Annotated in this window: 12 protein-coding genes and 2 pseudogenes; 7 read left to right on the top strand and 7 right to left on the bottom strand. The window is 68.3% G+C overall.

Features of this window, described 5'->3' with window-relative positions; translation table 11 throughout:
• Positions 1 to 42: 42 nt before the first annotated feature.
• Both ACZ5K7_RS21155 and ACZ5K7_RS21150 read right to left on the bottom strand, forming a co-directional pair.
• Positions 43 to 858: a hypothetical protein gene (locus ACZ5K7_RS21155; RefSeq protein WP_468915242.1), complete on the bottom strand. Its 816-nt coding sequence runs from the start codon at positions 856 to 858 to the stop codon at positions 43 to 45.
• Positions 855 to 4,880 (bottom strand): SGNH/GDSL hydrolase family protein, encoded by a 4,026-nt coding sequence (locus tag ACZ5K7_RS21150; protein ID WP_468915240.1) that lies wholly within the window; start codon positions 4,878 to 4,880, stop codon positions 855 to 857. Before ACZ5K7_RS21150 ends, ACZ5K7_RS21155 begins: the two co-directional genes overlap by 4 nt.
• A gap of 934 nt (positions 4,881 to 5,814) precedes the next feature.
• On the opposite strand from ACZ5K7_RS21150, the gene ACZ5K7_RS21145 reads away from it, so the two are divergent.
• From ACZ5K7_RS21145 to ACZ5K7_RS21130, 4 genes are all read left to right on the top strand, one after another.
• Positions 5,815 to 6,294, top strand: a complete 480-nt coding sequence (locus tag ACZ5K7_RS21145) for a DUF2690 domain-containing protein (protein WP_351702447.1) — start codon at positions 5,815 to 5,817, stop codon at positions 6,292 to 6,294.
• A complete protein-coding gene (locus ACZ5K7_RS21140; RefSeq protein ID WP_468915237.1) occupies positions 6,285 to 9,365 on the top strand; it encodes a hypothetical protein in 3,081 nt (1,026 codons plus the stop codon). Before ACZ5K7_RS21145 ends, ACZ5K7_RS21140 begins: the two co-directional genes overlap by 10 nt.
• Before the next feature lie 127 nt (positions 9,366 to 9,492).
• Positions 9,493 to 10,227, top strand: coding sequence for a hypothetical protein (locus ACZ5K7_RS21135; protein ID WP_351702453.1), 735 nt, complete (start codon positions 9,493 to 9,495; stop codon positions 10,225 to 10,227).
• A gap of 558 nt (positions 10,228 to 10,785) precedes the next feature.
• A complete protein-coding gene (locus tag ACZ5K7_RS21130; RefSeq protein WP_468915235.1) occupies positions 10,786 to 10,959 on the top strand; it encodes an ATP-binding protein in 174 nt (57 codons plus the stop codon).
• 80 nt (positions 10,960 to 11,039) lie between these two features.
• Here ACZ5K7_RS21130 and ACZ5K7_RS21125 read toward each other — a convergent pair whose 3' ends face one another.
• The 4 genes and pseudogenes from ACZ5K7_RS21125 to ACZ5K7_RS21110 all read right to left on the bottom strand — a co-directional run bounded on the left by ACZ5K7_RS21125 (position 11,040) and on the right by ACZ5K7_RS21110 (position 13,755).
• On the bottom strand, positions 11,040 to 12,062 hold the full coding sequence (locus ACZ5K7_RS21125; RefSeq protein WP_468915233.1) for a S66 peptidase family protein: 1,023 nt from the start codon (positions 12,060 to 12,062) through the stop codon (positions 11,040 to 11,042).
• Between the two features lie 140 nt (positions 12,063 to 12,202).
• A pseudogene (locus tag ACZ5K7_RS21120) lies at positions 12,203 to 12,898 on the bottom strand (transposase); the annotation flags it as partial.
• Between the two features lie 14 nt (positions 12,899 to 12,912).
• Positions 12,913 to 13,125, bottom strand: a complete 213-nt coding sequence (locus ACZ5K7_RS21115) for a transposase (protein ID WP_468915231.1) — start codon at positions 13,123 to 13,125, stop codon at positions 12,913 to 12,915.
• A 45-nt stretch (positions 13,126 to 13,170) separates the two neighbouring features.
• Positions 13,171 to 13,755 carry a DinB family protein gene (locus ACZ5K7_RS21110; protein WP_402041669.1) on the bottom strand — a complete coding sequence of 195 codons (585 nt, stop codon included), beginning with the start codon at positions 13,753 to 13,755 and terminating at the stop codon, positions 13,171 to 13,173.
• A 627-nt stretch (positions 13,756 to 14,382) separates the two neighbouring features.
• On the opposite strand from ACZ5K7_RS21110, the gene ACZ5K7_RS21105 reads away from it, so the two are divergent.
• The 3 genes and pseudogenes from ACZ5K7_RS21105 to ACZ5K7_RS21095 all read left to right on the top strand — a co-directional run bounded on the left by ACZ5K7_RS21105 (position 14,383) and on the right by ACZ5K7_RS21095 (position 16,737).
• On the top strand, positions 14,383 to 14,811 hold the full coding sequence (locus tag ACZ5K7_RS21105; RefSeq protein ID WP_468915228.1) for a hypothetical protein: 429 nt from the start codon (positions 14,383 to 14,385) through the stop codon (positions 14,809 to 14,811).
• Positions 14,812 to 14,884: 73 nt separating this feature from the next.
• A pseudogene (locus ACZ5K7_RS21100) lies at positions 14,885 to 15,428 on the top strand (helix-turn-helix domain-containing protein); the annotation flags it as partial.
• Between the two features lie 463 nt (positions 15,429 to 15,891).
• A complete protein-coding gene (locus ACZ5K7_RS21095; protein WP_468915227.1) occupies positions 15,892 to 16,737 on the top strand; it encodes a helix-turn-helix domain-containing protein in 846 nt (281 codons plus the stop codon).
• Here ACZ5K7_RS21095 and ACZ5K7_RS21090 read toward each other — a convergent pair.
• On the bottom strand, positions 16,734 to 17,516 hold the full coding sequence (locus tag ACZ5K7_RS21090; protein ID WP_468915225.1) for an enoyl-CoA hydratase: 783 nt from the start codon (positions 17,514 to 17,516) through the stop codon (positions 16,734 to 16,736). The genes ACZ5K7_RS21095 and ACZ5K7_RS21090 overlap by 4 nt on opposite strands.
• Positions 17,517 to 17,519: the final 3 nt, after the last annotated feature.

The raw sequence follows: 17,519 nt of genomic DNA, 5'->3' as shown, positions 1-17,519 counted from the left end.
GGTCACAACCCCGTTGTTTCCTTCCGCCGGGACGCCGCCGGCTCAGCCCTCGCAGTGTGCACCGGCCACCGGGAGGGTGGTGACGGAGTCGCTGTCGTGGGAGCCGGTGTTCCGGATGAACCGGTAGCACTGCTGCTGTCCGGAGGCGTGCACGAGGACGGTGACGGTGACGTTGGTGTCCTGGCCGGTCACGGTGATCACGTCGTACGCATAGTCGTCGGAGGCGCTGCCGACCGGCGCGAGGAGTTGCTGGACCTCCGAGCGGGTCGCGCCCGGTCGGACGAGGGTGCGCAGGGCGTCCTGGGCGGCCTGGGCCGCGCCGGTGACCGGCTGTCGCCGCGCGCAGTCCGCCTCGGGCCGAGCGGTGACGTCGGCCCGCCAGCCGCCTGTGTCGCGCCCGAAGGTCAGGGCGTAGCAGCGTGTTTCCGACTCCGTGCGGACGGCTCCCCACAGGGCGGGACGCACCTCGTACCCGCTGGAGAACGGTGTGACGACGGTCAGCCCGCCTGTGCCCCGGTCGTACACGAGATCCGGCGCCACCGCGCTCCCGCCGGAATCCGGGTCTCTTCCGTCGCGCAGCACGATGTCCTGCGCCGTCGCGCCGTCGGCGGATGTCCGCGCCGCGGTCAGCGCCCGGACGGTCGCCGACGCGGCCTGCCGGGCCTGCCGCTCCACCGCGGCCCGTGCTTGCGTACGGCGGTCCGCGTTGTCGGCGCCGGCCCGGTGGAACGCGTACGCCGTCCAGGCGAGGACGGTCCCGAGGACGAGGACCAGGGCGACCAGCACGGCCAGGCAGCCGCCGGTCACGGCGCGGGAGCCCCGCCCCGTGACCGGCGTGGAAGTGGTGGTGTGTGTCACTGGCTGCCCGTGTATCCGATGTCGGCGAGGGTCTGGTCCATCACCTCGGCATAGGCGGTGGTGCCCCGGTCCTTGGGGTGGAACGACTCCAGGCTGGCGCAGATACCCGTGAGCGGAATGCACGGCACCGGGTTGGCCGGATCGCCCGAGTGGTAGTCGCCGTCGCCGTTCGGTCCGGCCACGATGCGGTTGATCCACTCGTCGCTGTCACAGATCCCATGCCCCTGGAAGGCGCTGATCGGGTCGGCGAACGCCACCTTGACCCCTTGGTTCTTCAGTTCGGCGACCTTGGCTGCCTGCTTGTCCCGCACTTCGTCGGCGAGGGCGTTCAGCGCGTCGAAGTCGGCCGTCAGACAGGGTTCGTCGGCGACGATGTGAGGGTAGCCCATGAGAACGATCTGGGCGTTGGGAGCCTTCTGGCTGATCTCGTCGAGAAGTCTCCCGGTCGCGTCGACAGCCGTGTTCAGCCTGGCCGTGTAGTCGTCCTTGTCGCACACACCGACGATGTAGCACTCGGTGATGGCGTCGGTGAAGAGTCCGCCGTCGTTTCCGCCGATCGTGAGCATCACCAGGGTGGTGTCGTCGCTGAGGACGCCCGAGTTGATCTGGGCGATCTCGTGGAACTGGCCCTGGGTCTGCGGCCGGCTCGGGTCGTCCCAGGCGGAGGGGTGCACCTCCGCGTCGTTCTGGGTGATGTCCTTGCCCCGCACGTTCCAGGTCGAGGCTCCGGAGCAACTGACGTTCTGCAGGTCGGCGACCGTGGAGTGGGTGTCGGAGAGGTCGCCGAGGGGGGTGGCCTGGAAGGGCAGGAGAATCTTGCGGCTCCAGCCGTTGGCGCCGCGCCGACAGGCGTTCCACTCGACGGTGCCGTGGGAGGTGTCGGACTCGCTGGAGTAGTCCCCGGCGCCCTCGCCCGAGGTGTAGGAGTCGCCCATGGCGACGACCATGTGCTGCGGTTTGCCGGGCAGTTCCTGGAAGGCGACCGAGGTGAACGCCACGTCCTCGTCGCCGGTACCGTCGTCGGCGGTGTTCGACAGTTCCACCTGGGGCGTCCCGGTGAAGTGGTAGACGCCGAGTTCGGCCCAGGTGTTGGCACCGTAGTGGGTGTTGAGGTAACGGTCCCGGTCGCCGCCGGCCACCCCGTGGATGATGTAGTGCGCCTGCTGGGTGTGAGCACCGGTGTCGGGCAACTGCACGAACACCCGAGTCCAGCCGTCCAGGTTCTGGCCGAGAGTCCAGGTTCCCTTCACCGTCATGGCCCCGTCATCGCCGCCGAGATGGCTGGAGTTACGGGTGTGGGCATACCAGAAGTGGCCGCCATACCCGCCGCCTATCTGGTAGAGGTCCCCCTTGGCCTCGTACTGCCCGAGGCCAGGACCGGACGTGCCATTGGAGTTGAACGTGAACTCGAAGCTCCCGTCGTCGGTGCCGGTCGTACCGCACGAACTGTAGGTGTTCGTGTTGTCGGGTACGGAGTTCACGATCAGCGCGCCCGCGGACAGACCGTCGTCGGTGCAGATCGGGGTGCCGTACTGGAGGCGGGTGCCGCGGCCGGGTTCGGCGACCAGAGTCAGGTACTTGATGTTCTCGAAGCCGCAGGTGGTGGCGCAGTCGCTCTTCCAGGTGGCGTTGGACTCGTGCCACCAGTACTGGGTGTAGCACTCCGCGTCGGGGCAGTCCGGCGGGTTCGCGACGTCACAGTTGTTCGCGGTGTTGCAGAACGTGTCGAGCGGCGGCGTGGCGTACGCGCGGTTGTACGTCGCGCTGCCCGGGACCGTGTAGACGTCGGCCGTGCCGTTCCAGTAGGCGGGGCGGAAGCCGGCGGACGAGAACCCGGACTCACCCGGCCAGTCCTGCCGGCCCGAGGTGGCATAGGAGTAGCCGGTGTCGATGGACCACGCCGCCCAGCCCTCCACCTTCTCCTCGTACGGCCAGTCCTGGGGATGCGCGGCGTCCTTGACGGCCAGCGGGTCGACGTCGGTGTTCATGAAGGCCGAACGGGACGGCGGATACACCGGGTTGGCGGGGTTGTTGTACCAGCCCAGGCCCCAGTTGCCGTTGGTGCCCTCGTCCGCCTTCTCGTTGAAGCCGAGGTTGTAGTTCCACAGCGCGGCGAACCAGTTCTCGGGCTTGGCCGGATCGTCGTTGTTGACGGTGATCGTCTGGTCCGTCTCGTGGAGCTCGTTCCATTTGTCCGCGAGGATGTACAGGGAGGCGGCGACGTTCACGGTGTAGTCCAGGGCGACCGCGCGCTGGGTGGTCGCGGGCAGCGCGGTCTCGCCCGCCTTCTCGTACCCCGCGAGCCGCATGCCGTCGGTGACCTGGCCGACGCCGTAACCGCAGTCGGAGTTCGCCCAGTCGATCTGCCAGTAGTCGGCGGGGTCGTCGCCCGAGTGGCCGTAGAAACCGGCGTAGGAGGCCAGCGGGTTGCCCATCTGGCCGGGGATCGAGCCCGGTTCGGCCTGCCACAGGTTCGACTCCTGCGCCATCACACCGAGCAGCACGTTCGCCGGGATACGGCCGCCGCCGGTCAGCGCGGGGAGGGGGAAGAGGCCCTGGGGGTCGATGGTGCTCAGCCCGATCTGGTCGCGCCAGCCGCCCTGGGTGAGATAGCTCGCCCGCAGGTCTCCGCGTACGGCCATGTCGACGGCCCACTCGACCTGGTTCGGGGTGGGCTGCAGGGCCTGGGAGTCGACATCGTTGCGAGGCACCGAGCACCAGCGGTCGGTGTCGACCGGGTCGTGGGCGCGGGGATCGGTGTCGGCGGGTGCGAGAGCGACGGCGGAGGTGGCGGTGCCGGTGAGGGCGGGGGACATGGAGGTGCTGCCCCCGGCAGCCGCGGTCTGCGGCACCGACTGGCTGATCTTCTCTCCGGTGGTGGTGGCGGTGGAGGTCACGGTGGTCGGCTCGTCGGCGGCCGCGGTGTCCGGTGTGCCCATCGTGGTGCTCTCCGGCCCGGGACTGCTCGTGGTGAAGTTCTGGCCCGCGTCCTTGATGTGGGCCAGGCCGCGGCGGACTCCGGGGGTGAGCACGGGGTCGACGGCGAGGCGTCCCAGGGTGGAGACGTCCGTGTCGGCGGGCGCGTCGAGGAGTGTGACGTGCGTGTCTTTCAGGTGTGTGGCGGACGGTTTCCCGGTGAGGAACACCCGGCCCCCGGCGCCCTGGCGCAGGTCCACGTCGCCGAGCTTGCCGGAGGCGATCACGGAGGGCTCGCCGCTCCCGGGCCAGAGTTCGGTGTGCACGGTGGAGTCGCCCTCGCGGTCGAGGAAGGCGACCTGGCCGTTCGTGGTGGGCCGGATGTCGAACGGGACGCTGTCGGCGGCGGCGAGCGTCGTCACCTTGCCTGCGTTGTCGATGTGGACCAGGGCGCGTCCGCGTCCGCCGATCGCGCCGTCCTCGACCGGTACCGCGCCGGTGATCTCGCCCGCCGTCGCCGCAGAATCAAGGGTTTTTCCCGCGGTGTTGACGGTCACCACCCGGGTCTTCGTCTTCGCCGGGTCGTTCATGTCCCGGAAGGCGGTGAACGCGGCCGTGTGCGTGACCGTGTTGCAGGACGGGTCGAAGTAGGCGAGCGACGCGGTGAACGGCAGCTTCACCACCTGGCCGGTGGCGGAGTCGACGATGGCGGCGAACGCGCCGCCCTGCATCAGGTCGGGCTCGTTGGTGAACGAGCGGGGCGCGTACACGGCGGCGATGTGATCCGCGTCCATGACGCACTGGTTGCCGATCCAGGTGTCCGCCGGCATCCCCGGCTCCGACAACGAGGCGACGGTCTTCCAGGCGTAAGCCCTCGATGAGTCGGCCACCAGGATCTTCAGGCCGTCGGTGTCGGCCGCGCTCGTCACCGCCCGGTCCTTGGACGTCTTCCAGCCCGTGCCGAGCTTCTTGCCGGGATTGTCGACCTGGGACGACGGCGTGGACTGGGTGGACGGTTCGGTAGTCTGTGTCGCTTCCGTCCCGGCGGCGAGTGCCGGCGCGGCGGCTGGTACCAGGCCGGTGACCACCAGTGCGGCGGCCGCCAAGGCGATGGATGTGCGTGCCCTGCGTCTCCGTCTCAAGGGTTCTCCAAGGTCCGAAAGAGCGGTTCTCTGCATGGGCTCCGCGTCCGCACCGGCGCAGGTGACGTCGGATCAGCGGCGGAGGGAGCTTCGGCGTGCGGTACAGGGTGAGGACGAAGGCGTTCAACGCGGTTCTTCCGGCGGCTGGTACAGCGGGGCCGAGTCCCTTCGGCGAGATCGAGGGACATCGCCACGGAGACGCGTTCCGTGCGGCGTGCTCGCTCGGGAAGTGTCTGCGGGCCTCAACCGCCCGGCCCCGATAGGGGCGTTGCCCAAGTCAATGGGAGTTGTAGTGAAGACGGGCGCAGCCAGTCGTGGCAGGTCGCAGCAGGGACGGTCACGGAGCCCGGGTCGTACCGACGAAGGCGACAACACACACGATCACCGCTGTCATCGGAACACGCGCATGTCTGCGCCTGCTGTGTCTCAACGTCGTGTCTCTCTCTACTGAAAGATCGCAGGTTTCTTTCCGCTAGCGAACCGCGTCAGCGTAGACGGACGTCGAGATCCGGCGGAAGGGTGCGGGTCGGCGGCGGCGCCCGGCGAGCCCCTGAGACGTTCACCGATGGTGGCTGCGCGTGTTGGATCGTAGAGGAAGTTGGGCGTTTCTGTATCGGTTTCGCTCTCCATCCGGCCTCACTCCCCGCGCCGCAAGTGATGTGAATCACCGTTATTTTCAAGGGAGTTGAGGCCACCATCAGCCGGATCCCTTGACCTTCCCTTAAGAAGTTCTTGGTTGTGGTTGATCGGGAGTGACGATGAGCCTGTATGGGTCACGCAATCAAACGCGCTGCTCGGTGACGGCTACGGGGGTGGCGGCGGCGCGTTGTGCGGTGTCTCGGTGAACCCACCTCCGGTGCATGAGATTTACCTTAATTCCTTTCGTAAAGGATGGTTCATGCCTAGACGAAGACGCTTCCCGTCCTGTTTACTCACCCTCGCCCTGGCCGTCGGCGGCGTGCTCGCCGTCTCCGCTCCGGCCTCGGCGGTGGGGTGCCAGGGGTCGGCGTGCGACGGTGCCAGTCCGGTGACAATGGGCTGCGACGGTGACGCACGGCTCCTCGACGAGGTCGACGCGACCAATCTGTCCGTGCGCTTCTACCACTCCCCCGAGTGCGACGCGTCCTGGGCCTACGTGACGTCCGCTTTGACTTACCCGGTCGCCGCGGACATCTATTACCTGCCGCAGTTCGGCGGCACGGAGGCGTACCACACCGCCGACTACGTGAACCCGGGGGACGTGGCCAAGCCCACGCCGATGGTCGGCGGCAACGCCCAGGCCAAGGGATGCGCCGAGGACGACGGGCCCGGCGCGGACCCCGCGCCGGAGGTCTGGCAGCAGGAGGGGGACCACGGACTGTGTACCGCATGGCACTGACCAGCACACCGGCCGACACGCGGCGGTCCGGTCGCCGCGGACGCTCCCGGGCCCGCACCGCTCGCCTGGTGTCCCGACTGGCCGCCGTCTCCTGCGCGGCACTCGCCGCCGGACTGCTGCCCGCCACCGGCGCGGCCGCCGCGACCACCCCGACCGGTGCCCCCACCGCCGAGTCCCACACCGGCGGACGCCTGTTCACCTCCCCGGACACCACGCTGGGCAAAGGCTGGCAGTCGTCCTCCGACCGTGCGGTGACCGGCACGGGCGACTCGGAGGGCTTCCACATCCTGGTGGCCGACGAGTCGAAGTCCTTCACCTACCGGGAGGTCGCCGACCTCACCCAGGAAGGACTGGACGGGATCGGCCCCTGGACCGGATACGTCTGCCAGACCGGCTCCGGCCGGTACGCGGCCGCGGTCTACGCGCCCTCGTCCGCCGTCAACACACCGGCGCTGATGCAGCACGACGCCTTCGCCGCCGTCGTCGACCTGGACACCGGAAAGGTGACCCAGGCCGCCACCAAGGTGCAGCTCGCCTACTTCTCGCCCGGCTGCGGCGCCGGTGACACCGTCACCTTCACCCGTACGACGGTCGGCGACTCGGCGAAGGGCACCACGACACTCCTTGACATCGATGCGAGAACCGGCAGGACCGTCGGGAAGAGCACCGTCGCCGGTCAGTTGACCAACCCGCTGCCCTCCACCGATGGCGACCTCGGCGTGCTCGGCGGGCGGCTCGTCAGGGTCGGCTCCGACGGCAGGACCAGCACGCTCACCGACCTGCCCGGCCGTGCCTTCGCCCTGGCACCGGCGGCGGGCGGTGGCGTCGACGTGGCTGAGGTGGACGGCGGCAAGGACGTCCTGCGCCGCTGGACCGGTACGAAACTCACCGCCCTGGGCAGCGCCCCGCTGGGCAAGCTCGCCCTCTTCCCCCGCGACGGCGGCGACCTGGTCGCCGGTCAGGTGTCCGGCATCGACACCGCCAAGGCCCCCGGCCTCGTCAAGGCGAGCAGCACCGACAAGCCGGTGGCCGCCTCACGCGAGGGGCATCTGCTGACCACCTCGGTGGCCTCGCAAGAGCTCAAGGGCATCACCGCGAAGATCGGTTCCGCCGACGGCCAGGGCGCCGGCCTGCTCACGGTGGGCGCGCTCGCCACCTCCTCGGGCAGCACGGCCACCACGGAACTCGCCACCCCGGAGGCCACAGCCGCCGAAGCCGCCACCGCCGATGACGTGGCAGCGGCTGCGGACGCACCCGACGACGTGGAACCCACCGTCGACGGCCAGTCGGAGAAGGACTTCCTGGCACACGCCGGCGTGACCCCGACCGACCCCAACCCCCAGTCACACTTCACCAATTGCCTGGTCAAGCGCAACAACGTCAACGCCCAGGCCCTCCAGCCGAGCGCCAACCAGGTCGAGTGGGCCGTCGACCAGGCCGTCCACGGTGACCTGGATATCACCCGGCCGGCGAACTACCTCGGCACCGGCAGCTCGGCCTACGACCCCGAGTCGCTTTTCCCGCGGGTCACGCTGACCGGCGGCGGCACCGTGCCCGCCCAGGTGATGCTCGGCATCCTCGCCCAGGAGTCCAACTTCAAGCAGGCGTCCTGGCACTCCGTCCCGGGCGACGGCGGCAACCCGCTGCTCGGCGACTACTACGGCAATGCCGACAGCATCCACACCTACCCCAACGGCTCCGTCGCCGACTGCGGTTACGGCATCGCCCAGGTCACCAGCGGCATGAACGAGGCCAAGCCGGACCCCTACGAGCCGACCGAGGCGTACGCCATCGCCACCGACTACGCCGCGAACATCGCGGCCGGCGTGCAGATCCTCAGCAAGACCTGGAACCAGCTCAAGACGCTCGGCATGAACGTCAACACCGGCAACTCGGCCTACATCGAGAACTGGTTCATGGCGCTGTGGGGCTACAACAGCGGCGTCTACACCGACGCCTCCGCCAACGACGGCCAGACCGGACTCGGCTGGTTCAACAACCCGGCCAACCCGAACTACCCGCCCGACCGGGCCCCCTTCCTGCGCGACTCCTACGACGACGCCGCGCACCCGGCCAACTGGCCCTACGAAGAGAAGATCATGGGCTGGGTCGAGACACCCCAGCGCACCTACAACAGCCAGCCTTCCTACGCGCTGCCGCAGTTCCCGGTCGGCGGCACCAGCCCGGCCGGCAAACTCAACCTCGACCTGGACTACCGCGCCTACTGCGACAGTTCCAACAACTGCGACCCCGGCGCGGCCTCCGGCACCGACCCATGCCCGGCCGAGGACGGAACCTGCTGGTTCAGCGGCTCGGTCAGCTGGGGCGGCGGCGAAGACAGCACCACCGGCTCCAGCGAGAACCTCGTCTACTCCCTCGGCTCCGGCGAGCCCGCCCTCAACCGCCAGTACACGGCGGGCCCCTGTGGCGGCGCCCCGTCCGGACTGCTGATCGACGACGTGCCCGACCCGAAGGACAACACCCAGGGCTGCGCCGACTCCCGCACGAACGACGGCAAGTTCACCCTCCAGCTCGGAGACAACTTCACCTACCAACGCGGTGACGACAGTTGGCGGGCCACCGGCGACATCGCCCCCATCGACCTGCACCAGCTGGGCGCCGGCTACGACGGACACGCCTGGTTCACCCACGCCTACCCCGGCGGCGCCGTCGCCGAAGCGGGCGACCTGTGGCACAAGGTCCTGGCCACCTGGACCCCCGACCCGGCCCTCATGGCCGACTACGGCACCAACGGCGTGCTGTACGACATCTTCGTCCACCTACCCAACCACGGGGCACAGGCCGTCGTGCCCTACACCGTCCACGTCGGCATGAACAACGCCGGCGCGAAGCCCACTCACGTGTGCAACGTCAACCAGGCGACCAAGAGCAACGGCAACGACGTCTGGGTGGATCTCGGCACCCTGCGACTGTGGCAGGGCGCCAACATCCAACTCGACAACGTCAGCCGCAGCGACTACACGGGCGACCAGGACGTCGCCTACGACGCCGTCGTCTTCCAGCCGACCACCACCGTCGCGAGCTCGGACCACTGCTTCACCGACTCCTGACCACGCCTCCTGCTTCCTCGCCCACCATGGCGGTGCGCCCGCGCCCCCGGCCCCGGCCGGTCCGCCCGGCGCACCGCCGCCCACGTCCCCGCCCCACGTCCCCGCCCCACGTCCCGGAGCCCCGTCCATGCACCTGCCCGCCATCCGCCCCCGCCAACTCGCCGCAGCCATGGTGGCGTTGGTCCTGCCTCTCGCCGGGTGTTCGTCCTCGCACCACACGACCTCCTCCGCCGGGACCCCGAGCCCGGCGGCCACCGCCCCGCTGTCCTCCCCCACCTCCGGCGAGCCGTCCCCGTCGGCCTCCGCCTCCTTCGACCTCTCGGCCTGGCCGACCACGCCGATCAACGTCGACGAGCCCGGGTTCCCCAAGGGGTACTCCTACGGGGTGCTGTCGCGGCACTACACGGGTACGGGTTTCATCGACGCCCTCACCCGGCAGTGGCACATCAGCCTTGCCGCCCGAAAGAAGCTCGACGCCATACCGAAAGGCAGCGGACCCGCCGTATGGCATGCCGCAGGAACCACGCATCCGTCCAGCGGCACCGAACTCTGGGTGGCTGGGCTGTGGGACCTGGCCGGCGATCTGGAGTACCTGTCATGCGGGGCCACCGTGAAGGCACCCGGCCGGGCGGACTTCCTGCGCGCCTGCGCCCGGTTCGACCACCCCGGCTCCGACCCAGCCGCGTCGGTTCGTTGGCTCGACAGCGTCACCGGCCCCGTGGACCGGAAGCACAGCAAGGACCATCTGACCGTGGACAGCCCCCTCTACCGGGCGGGCCCGGCGGCCGCCTACCTCCAGGAGTACGGCGGCGGCTCGACCCCCGCCATGGAGCAGCTCACCTTCTTCGGCGTCAAGAACTGACCGCGACCGGGAGGACGGCGCCTGGGCCAGAAACTTCATCTCCACACCGTAGTAGGGCTGGGCGAGGGAACCCCACGCTTGGCGCGATGCGGCGCTGTCGACGGTTTGAGGCGGCCAACGGGCCGTACCCTCGCGACGCCCGGCTTCGACCTCGCGTCGCGGGCACGCAACGCTTCAATCGTCTTCATCAGTTCGGCGCGGCTGAGGTCTTTCGGTGCCCGGGTGAGACTGGGCTGAGCATCGTCGAACGGTCCGAGGTCGACTGACAGTCAGGCGTATCCGCGTCGCGGAGCCTGCGGTGGGTGCTGCGAGTTCGTCGGCCGGCCCGGCCAACCTCGCCTCTGCACCCGACCCCGCACGAGCCTGACGGGACATCAACCCGTGCGCTGTTCCCGTCGCCGAAAACACCGATCAGCCCGGCAACACCCGGTTCAGCAGTACCGATCCGGACTTGACCCCAACGACCCCTCCTGTGCAGGACTCAGAATCAGCTTGAGGCTGACCACCGCGGCGTGAGGGTGAGAAGGTCCGTGGAACGAAGCCGACGACCTCTACAAGGTGATCTCCCGACGCATCGCCGCGAGCCGCTCGATCGTGATCACATCCAACCGGGCGCCCCAGGGCTGGTATTCGCTGTTCCCACACCCGGTCGTCGCCGAATCACTCCTGGACAGGCTGGTCACCATGAGCCACCAGGTGTTCATGAACGGCCCTTCCTGCAGGCCGAACTGACGACCCAAGGCAACGAGCACCGACGCATGAATCAGCCCCTGGGCTGCTGCCGAGGCCGTCTGCTCACTCATGCGCGTCGCTCAGCCGACCGGTCCCGTCATCGCGTGCGGCCGTACCGCCGGTTCGAGCAGCGACAACGTCCGCTCCTCTGCATCGAGGGCGGCGCGGATGCCGACCGGCATCGGCAGATTCGGGCCTGCGTGTCCGACTTCGACGTTGCCCAGGACCGGGATGTCGCGGTCACCGAGGACGTCGAGGACGATCTCGGCCAGGCTCGGAGAGCCATCGGGCGAGTCGAGTCCCTCGATCGCCTCCGGAATGCCCACGACCATGCCGGAGATCCGATCGAGAATCCCGCTGTGCCGCAGTATCTGCAGACAGCTCCACACGTACGATGCCTGGCCGCCCAGCTCCTCCCAGAACAGCACCGCGCCGTCGAAACATTCGAGCGGCAACGCGAAAGGCGTCGCCTGCGCCAGCACGATCCGATTGATGACCCCACCGATCAGCGGACCTTCGGCATGTCCGGCACGCCAGCATTCCCACGACGGGCCGGCGGGCAGCGCACCGATCGCCTCCGTGCCGGTCAGCAGCGTCGAGTAGAGCTTCCCCAGCTCCTCCCGGCGAGCCGCGGACACTCTCTGCCAGTGCCCGCCGAGACCGGGCGTGGCCAGGTCGGCATGGAACCCGACCAGACCCGTGCGCGCGTAGAGCACCAGGTGCAGCAGTGAGATGTCGCTGTAGCCGAGGATCGGCTTGGGATCGGCCCTGATCGCGTCGAAGTCGATCAGGTCGAGGTATCCGAACACCGTCTGGCCACCGTCGTGCGCGACGATCGCGCGCACCTCGGGATCACGCAGCAGACCGTTGAACTCCTTGGCGATCTCGTCCGGCCGCGCCGCGCTCCACCAGCGGCGCCGTCCGGCTTCGAGGAGCGGCGCGAGGCGCACCCGGAATCCCATCCGTTCGATCTCGGCCACCGCCTGTTCGAGATCGGGTGCGTATTGGGTGTGGAGCGGCCCGGACAGCGCCGCGACGACGACAAGGTCCCCGGGTACGAGGGCGCGAGGGCGCAGCAGTTGAGACGGTGCAGTACTGGTCACCGAGGCAGTGTTCCGACACCCGTAACAACACGCTACTCATTTACCGATCGGCCACCCAGTGGCCCCTCCTGTGTGGCCTGGTCAGCTGGCCTAGGGCCGTTCGACCGGGGCTTTGAGCTCGTAGCAGGGTCATGAGCGGGCCTCTTCAGGCGGCGCCAGCAGATGAGGCTGCAGGCCAACGAGAGGAAGGCGTCGTGGAGTTCGACGCGTCGCTCCCACCGGACAGCGAGGCGCTTGAACTGGTGGAGGAGGGCGAAGGTCTGCTCGACGACGTAACGGAGCTTGCCCAGGCCCTTGATGTTCGGGGAGCCCTTGCGGGAGATCACCGGCAGGATCCGGCGCCGCCTCAGTTCGCTGCGCACGGCCCGGGAGTCGTATGCCTTGTCGCCGAGCACGGACTCGGGACGTCGGCGGGGACGGCCCGGGCGGCCGGCCACGGTGGTGTTTGCTGCCCGCTTTCCGCCGGTCGACCGGTGACGGACCGGTCGCAACACCCCCTTTTTTTGCGCGGACGTGGGAGCCGTCCACGGACGCACGGGACCAGTCGAGTTCGCCAGCCGCATGCAGCTTCGCGAGCAGGATGCGGTGCAGCTGATCGAAGGCTCCAGCCTGCTGCCAGCGGTCCAGGCGGCGCCAGCAGGTCTGTCCCGAGCCGAACCCCAGCTCCAGCTCCAGGAGTTGCCACGCGATGTCCTGGTACAGGACGTACAGGACGCCTTGCAGGCACAACCGGTCCTGCACCGGTTTCGGCCCAGCGACCGCTCGGGCCAAGGTGGCAACAGCGGCTCGATCAGCGCCCACAAGTCGTCGTCCACGATCCATGGTCGAGTCGTCACATCCACCCGAACGGTCAGATCGTCACATCAGTCACGCCTGACCATAGCTGTTCAGCAAGATCCTGTGAGCCGCTGGTCAGCACGTACCCCACTGCGGTGAACACGGCCCGCTCGTCACGCGGAGCGGTCCCGCCACCTTGCGGTCGAGCCGCGAACGACGGCAGTAGCGGGAGGACCAGCTCCCAGAGCGCATCAGGAACCAGACGCTTCGACAGAGCAGCACTCACGGCCGACATCATGCCGCTCGAGCATCAAGTCACGTGGGACACCGTCTAACCCTTGCCTGATGCGGCCGATCTGGCGGCCTGCTCGATCTTCGCGCAGTAGGCGGCGCGAGCTTCTTCATCGATCTGCATCTCGTGCTCGGGGCGCATCCCGGTTCGGCCGTCGACGCCTTCGCGCAGGATGTCGGCGTGCCCGGCATGCCGGTTGGTCTCGCCGAGGACGTGGACCAGGATGGCGAACAGGTTCGTGTTCTGATAGGGCTCCGGCCACCACGGCACGAGGCCGGGGGCATCAAGGGCAAGCTCGTCGATCGTCGCGTCTGAGTGCTCCCACGTGCGCCGGTAAGACTCGATGATCTGATCCCGCGCCTCGTCCTCAGTCGCCCAGAGATCGCTGCCGTCGTGGTCCTGCCACCGGGGCAGCGGTTCCGGGGAAGGCCGGTCGAAGACTTCACCGAAGTACCTGGCCTCGACGCTGGCCACGTGTTTGACCAGGCCGAGGAGGTTGGTCCCGGTCGCCGTCAAAGGTCGGCGGGCGTCGTATTCGGACAGGCCGTCGAGTTTCCAGAGCAGCGCCTTGCGGTCCCGCCGCAGTCTCTCGTGCAGGTTGTCCTTCGCGAATTCATCGATCATGCGGCATGAGCCTGCCATGGGCTACTCGTGGCCTCAAGATCCCGTACGTGGACCGCAGCGACCGGCAAAGCCGAAGCCTGGCCAAGGCCACCGCCCTGAGCCGCTACAAGCAGCTCGTGGAACTTGCCACATGAGACAACCTCTGAGCGAGCGGCGAGATCACCTCTGCCGTGAGTTGACGCCACCTGTGCGTGACCACTCCAACTCGACCCCAGGAGAAGTCCAATGAGAGACCCCTAACTCAAGGCTCGCCGATTAGTAACCTTTTCCGGATCAGCCGGCGAGGCAGCTTCCACTCCATACCGTCATGGCTGTAGGCACGTAAATCAAGAGGTGAAACCATGATCGTTACCACAATCACTCTGAGGATATCTCATGCCAACACCGCTTTCCGGAAACGACTTTAGGCGATTCATCTACCCATACTTGAAGGCGGGCCTCGTCATCGTCTTCTCCGTGTTGGCGGGTGTCGTTTCCGGATTGATAGCACGGGCCTTCGATAAGCCATGGTGGGACTGCCTTTGTGCAGTCCTCGTGGCCACAGGAGGTACCGCCGCCCTCTTCTTCGCTGCCGGTGCTTACATTGCATCGGTCCAAGCGAATCGCACGCTCTAAATGGTTACCCACATGTGGCTCGGCGGCACTACCGGAGCATCCGTCACCGGCCCCACCCGCTGGACCATGTTGCAAGACGTCGTCGTCAACCATGTCCTGGACGCGGTCGAGTGGGCCGAACTCTCGGAACTTCCTCGGCTCACTCACCTTCAGGTCACCGACCCCGATTTCACCAGCACACCCACCATGGAAGGCATCACAAGTCTCGGACTCAGCACGTCCCGGTCCGACATCCGCTTCGACCTGGTGTCCGACCGGTTCCCCAACCTCGAAGAACTCAGGATCAACGCCTTCGACAACGTCACCTGCGACCCCACCCCTCTCCGGTCCCTAGCCAACATGCGACTCGCCCTCCACAACGCCGACCGTATATACGCGCCGGGCCTCGAAAAGCTCAGGCCGGAACAGATCGCATTCTCTCCCCGCCCTCGACCCACCTGAAGGGTGTTGAACAAGGCTCTGAGCTGGTCATCTCCTGTGCATGGCTGGGGTGTTAAGGGCTGAGCGGATGTGAGTGGAGACATTCACGGGGCTGCGGACGCAGTTCTCGGGTCTGTTGAAGGTGGTGTGGGAGCGGGGCGGCGACGGCGCTCTGCGGGGGCGGCCGTGGGCGCTGCCGCTGGCCAAGAGGATGCTTTCTGGTCGCGGTTCACTACCGGACGAACATCACGATGAGGCAGCTCGACCCGCTGTTCGGTGTCTCCTCCTCGACCGGGTGCCGGGTCATCCCAACGGCTGGGTCTCTGCTCTCGACCAAGCCCGCCGACCGCCCAGCGGAGGCCACAGACCGGTTATGGATCGTGTACGGCACGCTGATCATGCTGCGGAACCGGAGTGTGGCGGCCTCTCCGCGTAACTGCCGAGTGTCAGCAAACATGCAGGTCATCGTGGACGCCGACACCCGGCTGGTGATCGCGGCCGCCCGTGTGGCGCCGGGCACGACCGCGGACGCCCATGCCTGGCGGGCGTCCACGCTGAGCCAGCAGCGCGAAGGAGCGACGGTGCTGAGCGACGACGCCTGTAGCAACTGCAGGATGGCGGTGAGGGACGCGCAGAGAGTGGACGTCGCTGTCGGCGCCGGCCTTGTCGGTGAACTCACTCTTGAGCAGATGGGGGATCCCGGCGGCGAACGCGCGCCGGCGATGGTCTTGCCATGTTCGGAGGAGAGGAGCCGGGCGAGGCAGGCTGCGGGTACGGAGGTTCGATACTCCACCACCGACGAACTGACTCGTTTCCCCGGCTCACAGCAGAGCTGCGCGTGTACCACCATCAGACGAAGAAGCCGCCGGCCACCCTCCCTCGGATTCGGCAGCCGCTCACGCGACCCCCCGCCATGACGCCTGATCATGCTGTTGACCTGCAACAACGCACCGAGCAAGGCGAATACGACCCGGATTCGACCCGCACCTTCCCACCCCCCTGAAGGGCCCGTCTGACCTGCGCAAAGAGCGACGTGAGGCAGTCGGAGACTGGGACTGCCGGTACCAGGCACATCCGCGGCCGGCGGTGTTGACTGGGGGCATGACGGCGACAGAACTCGGGCGGGCTCTGCGGCGCTGGCGCGACCGGGTGGCCCCGGACGCGGCGGGGCTGCCGGCCGGTGGCCAGCGGCGCGCGGCGGGTCTGCGGCGCGAGGAGCTGGCGCTGCTGGCCGGGATCTCGGTCGACTACGTCACGCGCCTCGAACAGGGCCGGGCGGTCAATCCGTCCGTGCAGGTCGTCGAGGCACTGGCGCGGGCGCTGCGGCTCTCCGCGGACGAGCGGACCTATCTGTTCGGGCTGGCGGGACTGGTGCCGCCGGGTCCGGACGTGGTTCCCGGGTACCTCACGCCCAGCGTGCAGCGGCTGCTGGACCGGCTGTCCGGCACTCCGGTCGCGGTCTCCGACGCGGCCATGACGCTACTGGTGGCCAACCCGATGTACGGGGCACTGATGGGCGATCCGTCGGGCCTGCGCGGCTTCCAGCGCAACGGCGTGTGGCGTAACTTCCTCGGCTGGCCGACCCGGGTGCGGCACTCACCCCAGGAACGGCGCGCCTTCGAGACCGGCATGGTCGCCGAGCTGCGCTCCACGGCCGCCCGTTATCCGGCCGACCGTCAACTCCAGCGCATGATCACGGAGTTGCGTGCCGGGAGCGAGCGGTTCGCGGAGCTGTGGGACGCGGGGGTCGTCGGCCGGCTGGAGGCGTCGCGCAAGACCATCGAGCATCCGCAGGTGGGCCTGCTCACGCTGGACTGCGACCAGCTCCGTGTCGAACAGCACGACCTGCACATCCTCGTGTACTCGGCCGAGCCGGGCACCGAGGCCGCCGAGAAGCTGGAGTTGATCTCGGTGCTCGGCACCCAGAGTCTGGCCGAGCGGCACTAACGCAGCTGCTGCTTCATCTCGTCCAGCTTCGCCAGGATCGGATAGCCGCTGACGCTCAGCGCGTTGCCGTGGCCGGTCTGGTGGATGTCGAACACCGACTGGACGGCGGCGTAGAAGCCCTGGACGTCCAGGGTCTGGTTGACGGCACGTTTGGCCTGGCGCAGTCCGAAGGCGGGCATCCGGGCGATCCGCGCAGCGAGTTCACGGGTGGCCGCGTCCAACTCGGCTCGCGGCACGACCTGGTTGACCATGCCGACCCGCTCGGCCTCCTCGGCGGTCAGCGGCCTGCCGGTGAAGAGGATCTCCTTGGCCTTGCGGGCGCCCAACTCCCAGGTGTGGCCGTGGTATTCGACGCCCCCGATGCCCATGGTGACGACCGGGTCGGAGAACAGGGCGTCCTCTGCGGCCACGATCAGGTCGCAGGGCCAGCACAGCATCAGTCCGCCGGCGATGCAGCGGCCCTGCACGGCGGCGATCGACGGCTTCGGTACGTTGCGCCAGCGCAGCGTGTACTCCAGGTACCTGCGGTTCTCGGCCCGGTAGATCCACTCCAGGGTGATCTCGTCGGGGCCGGGCCAGCGGTCCTTGAGGTCGTGCCCGGCGGAGAAGTGCTTCCCCTCGGCGCGCACCACGATCACCTTCACCTCCGAGTCCTCGGCGGCCCGCGTCCAGGCGGCGTCGAGTTCGTCGAGGAGGGCGGCGTTCTGGGCGTTGGCGGCGTCGGGCCGGTTGAGGGTGAGGGTGGCGATGCCGTCCTTGACCTCGTACAGGATGTGCACGGA

Source organism: Streptomyces sp. NPDC031497, from assembly GCF_055580905.1.
The sequence above is the reverse complement of the archived record's forward strand: the minus strand, read 5'-3'. Positions and strand labels throughout refer to the sequence as shown.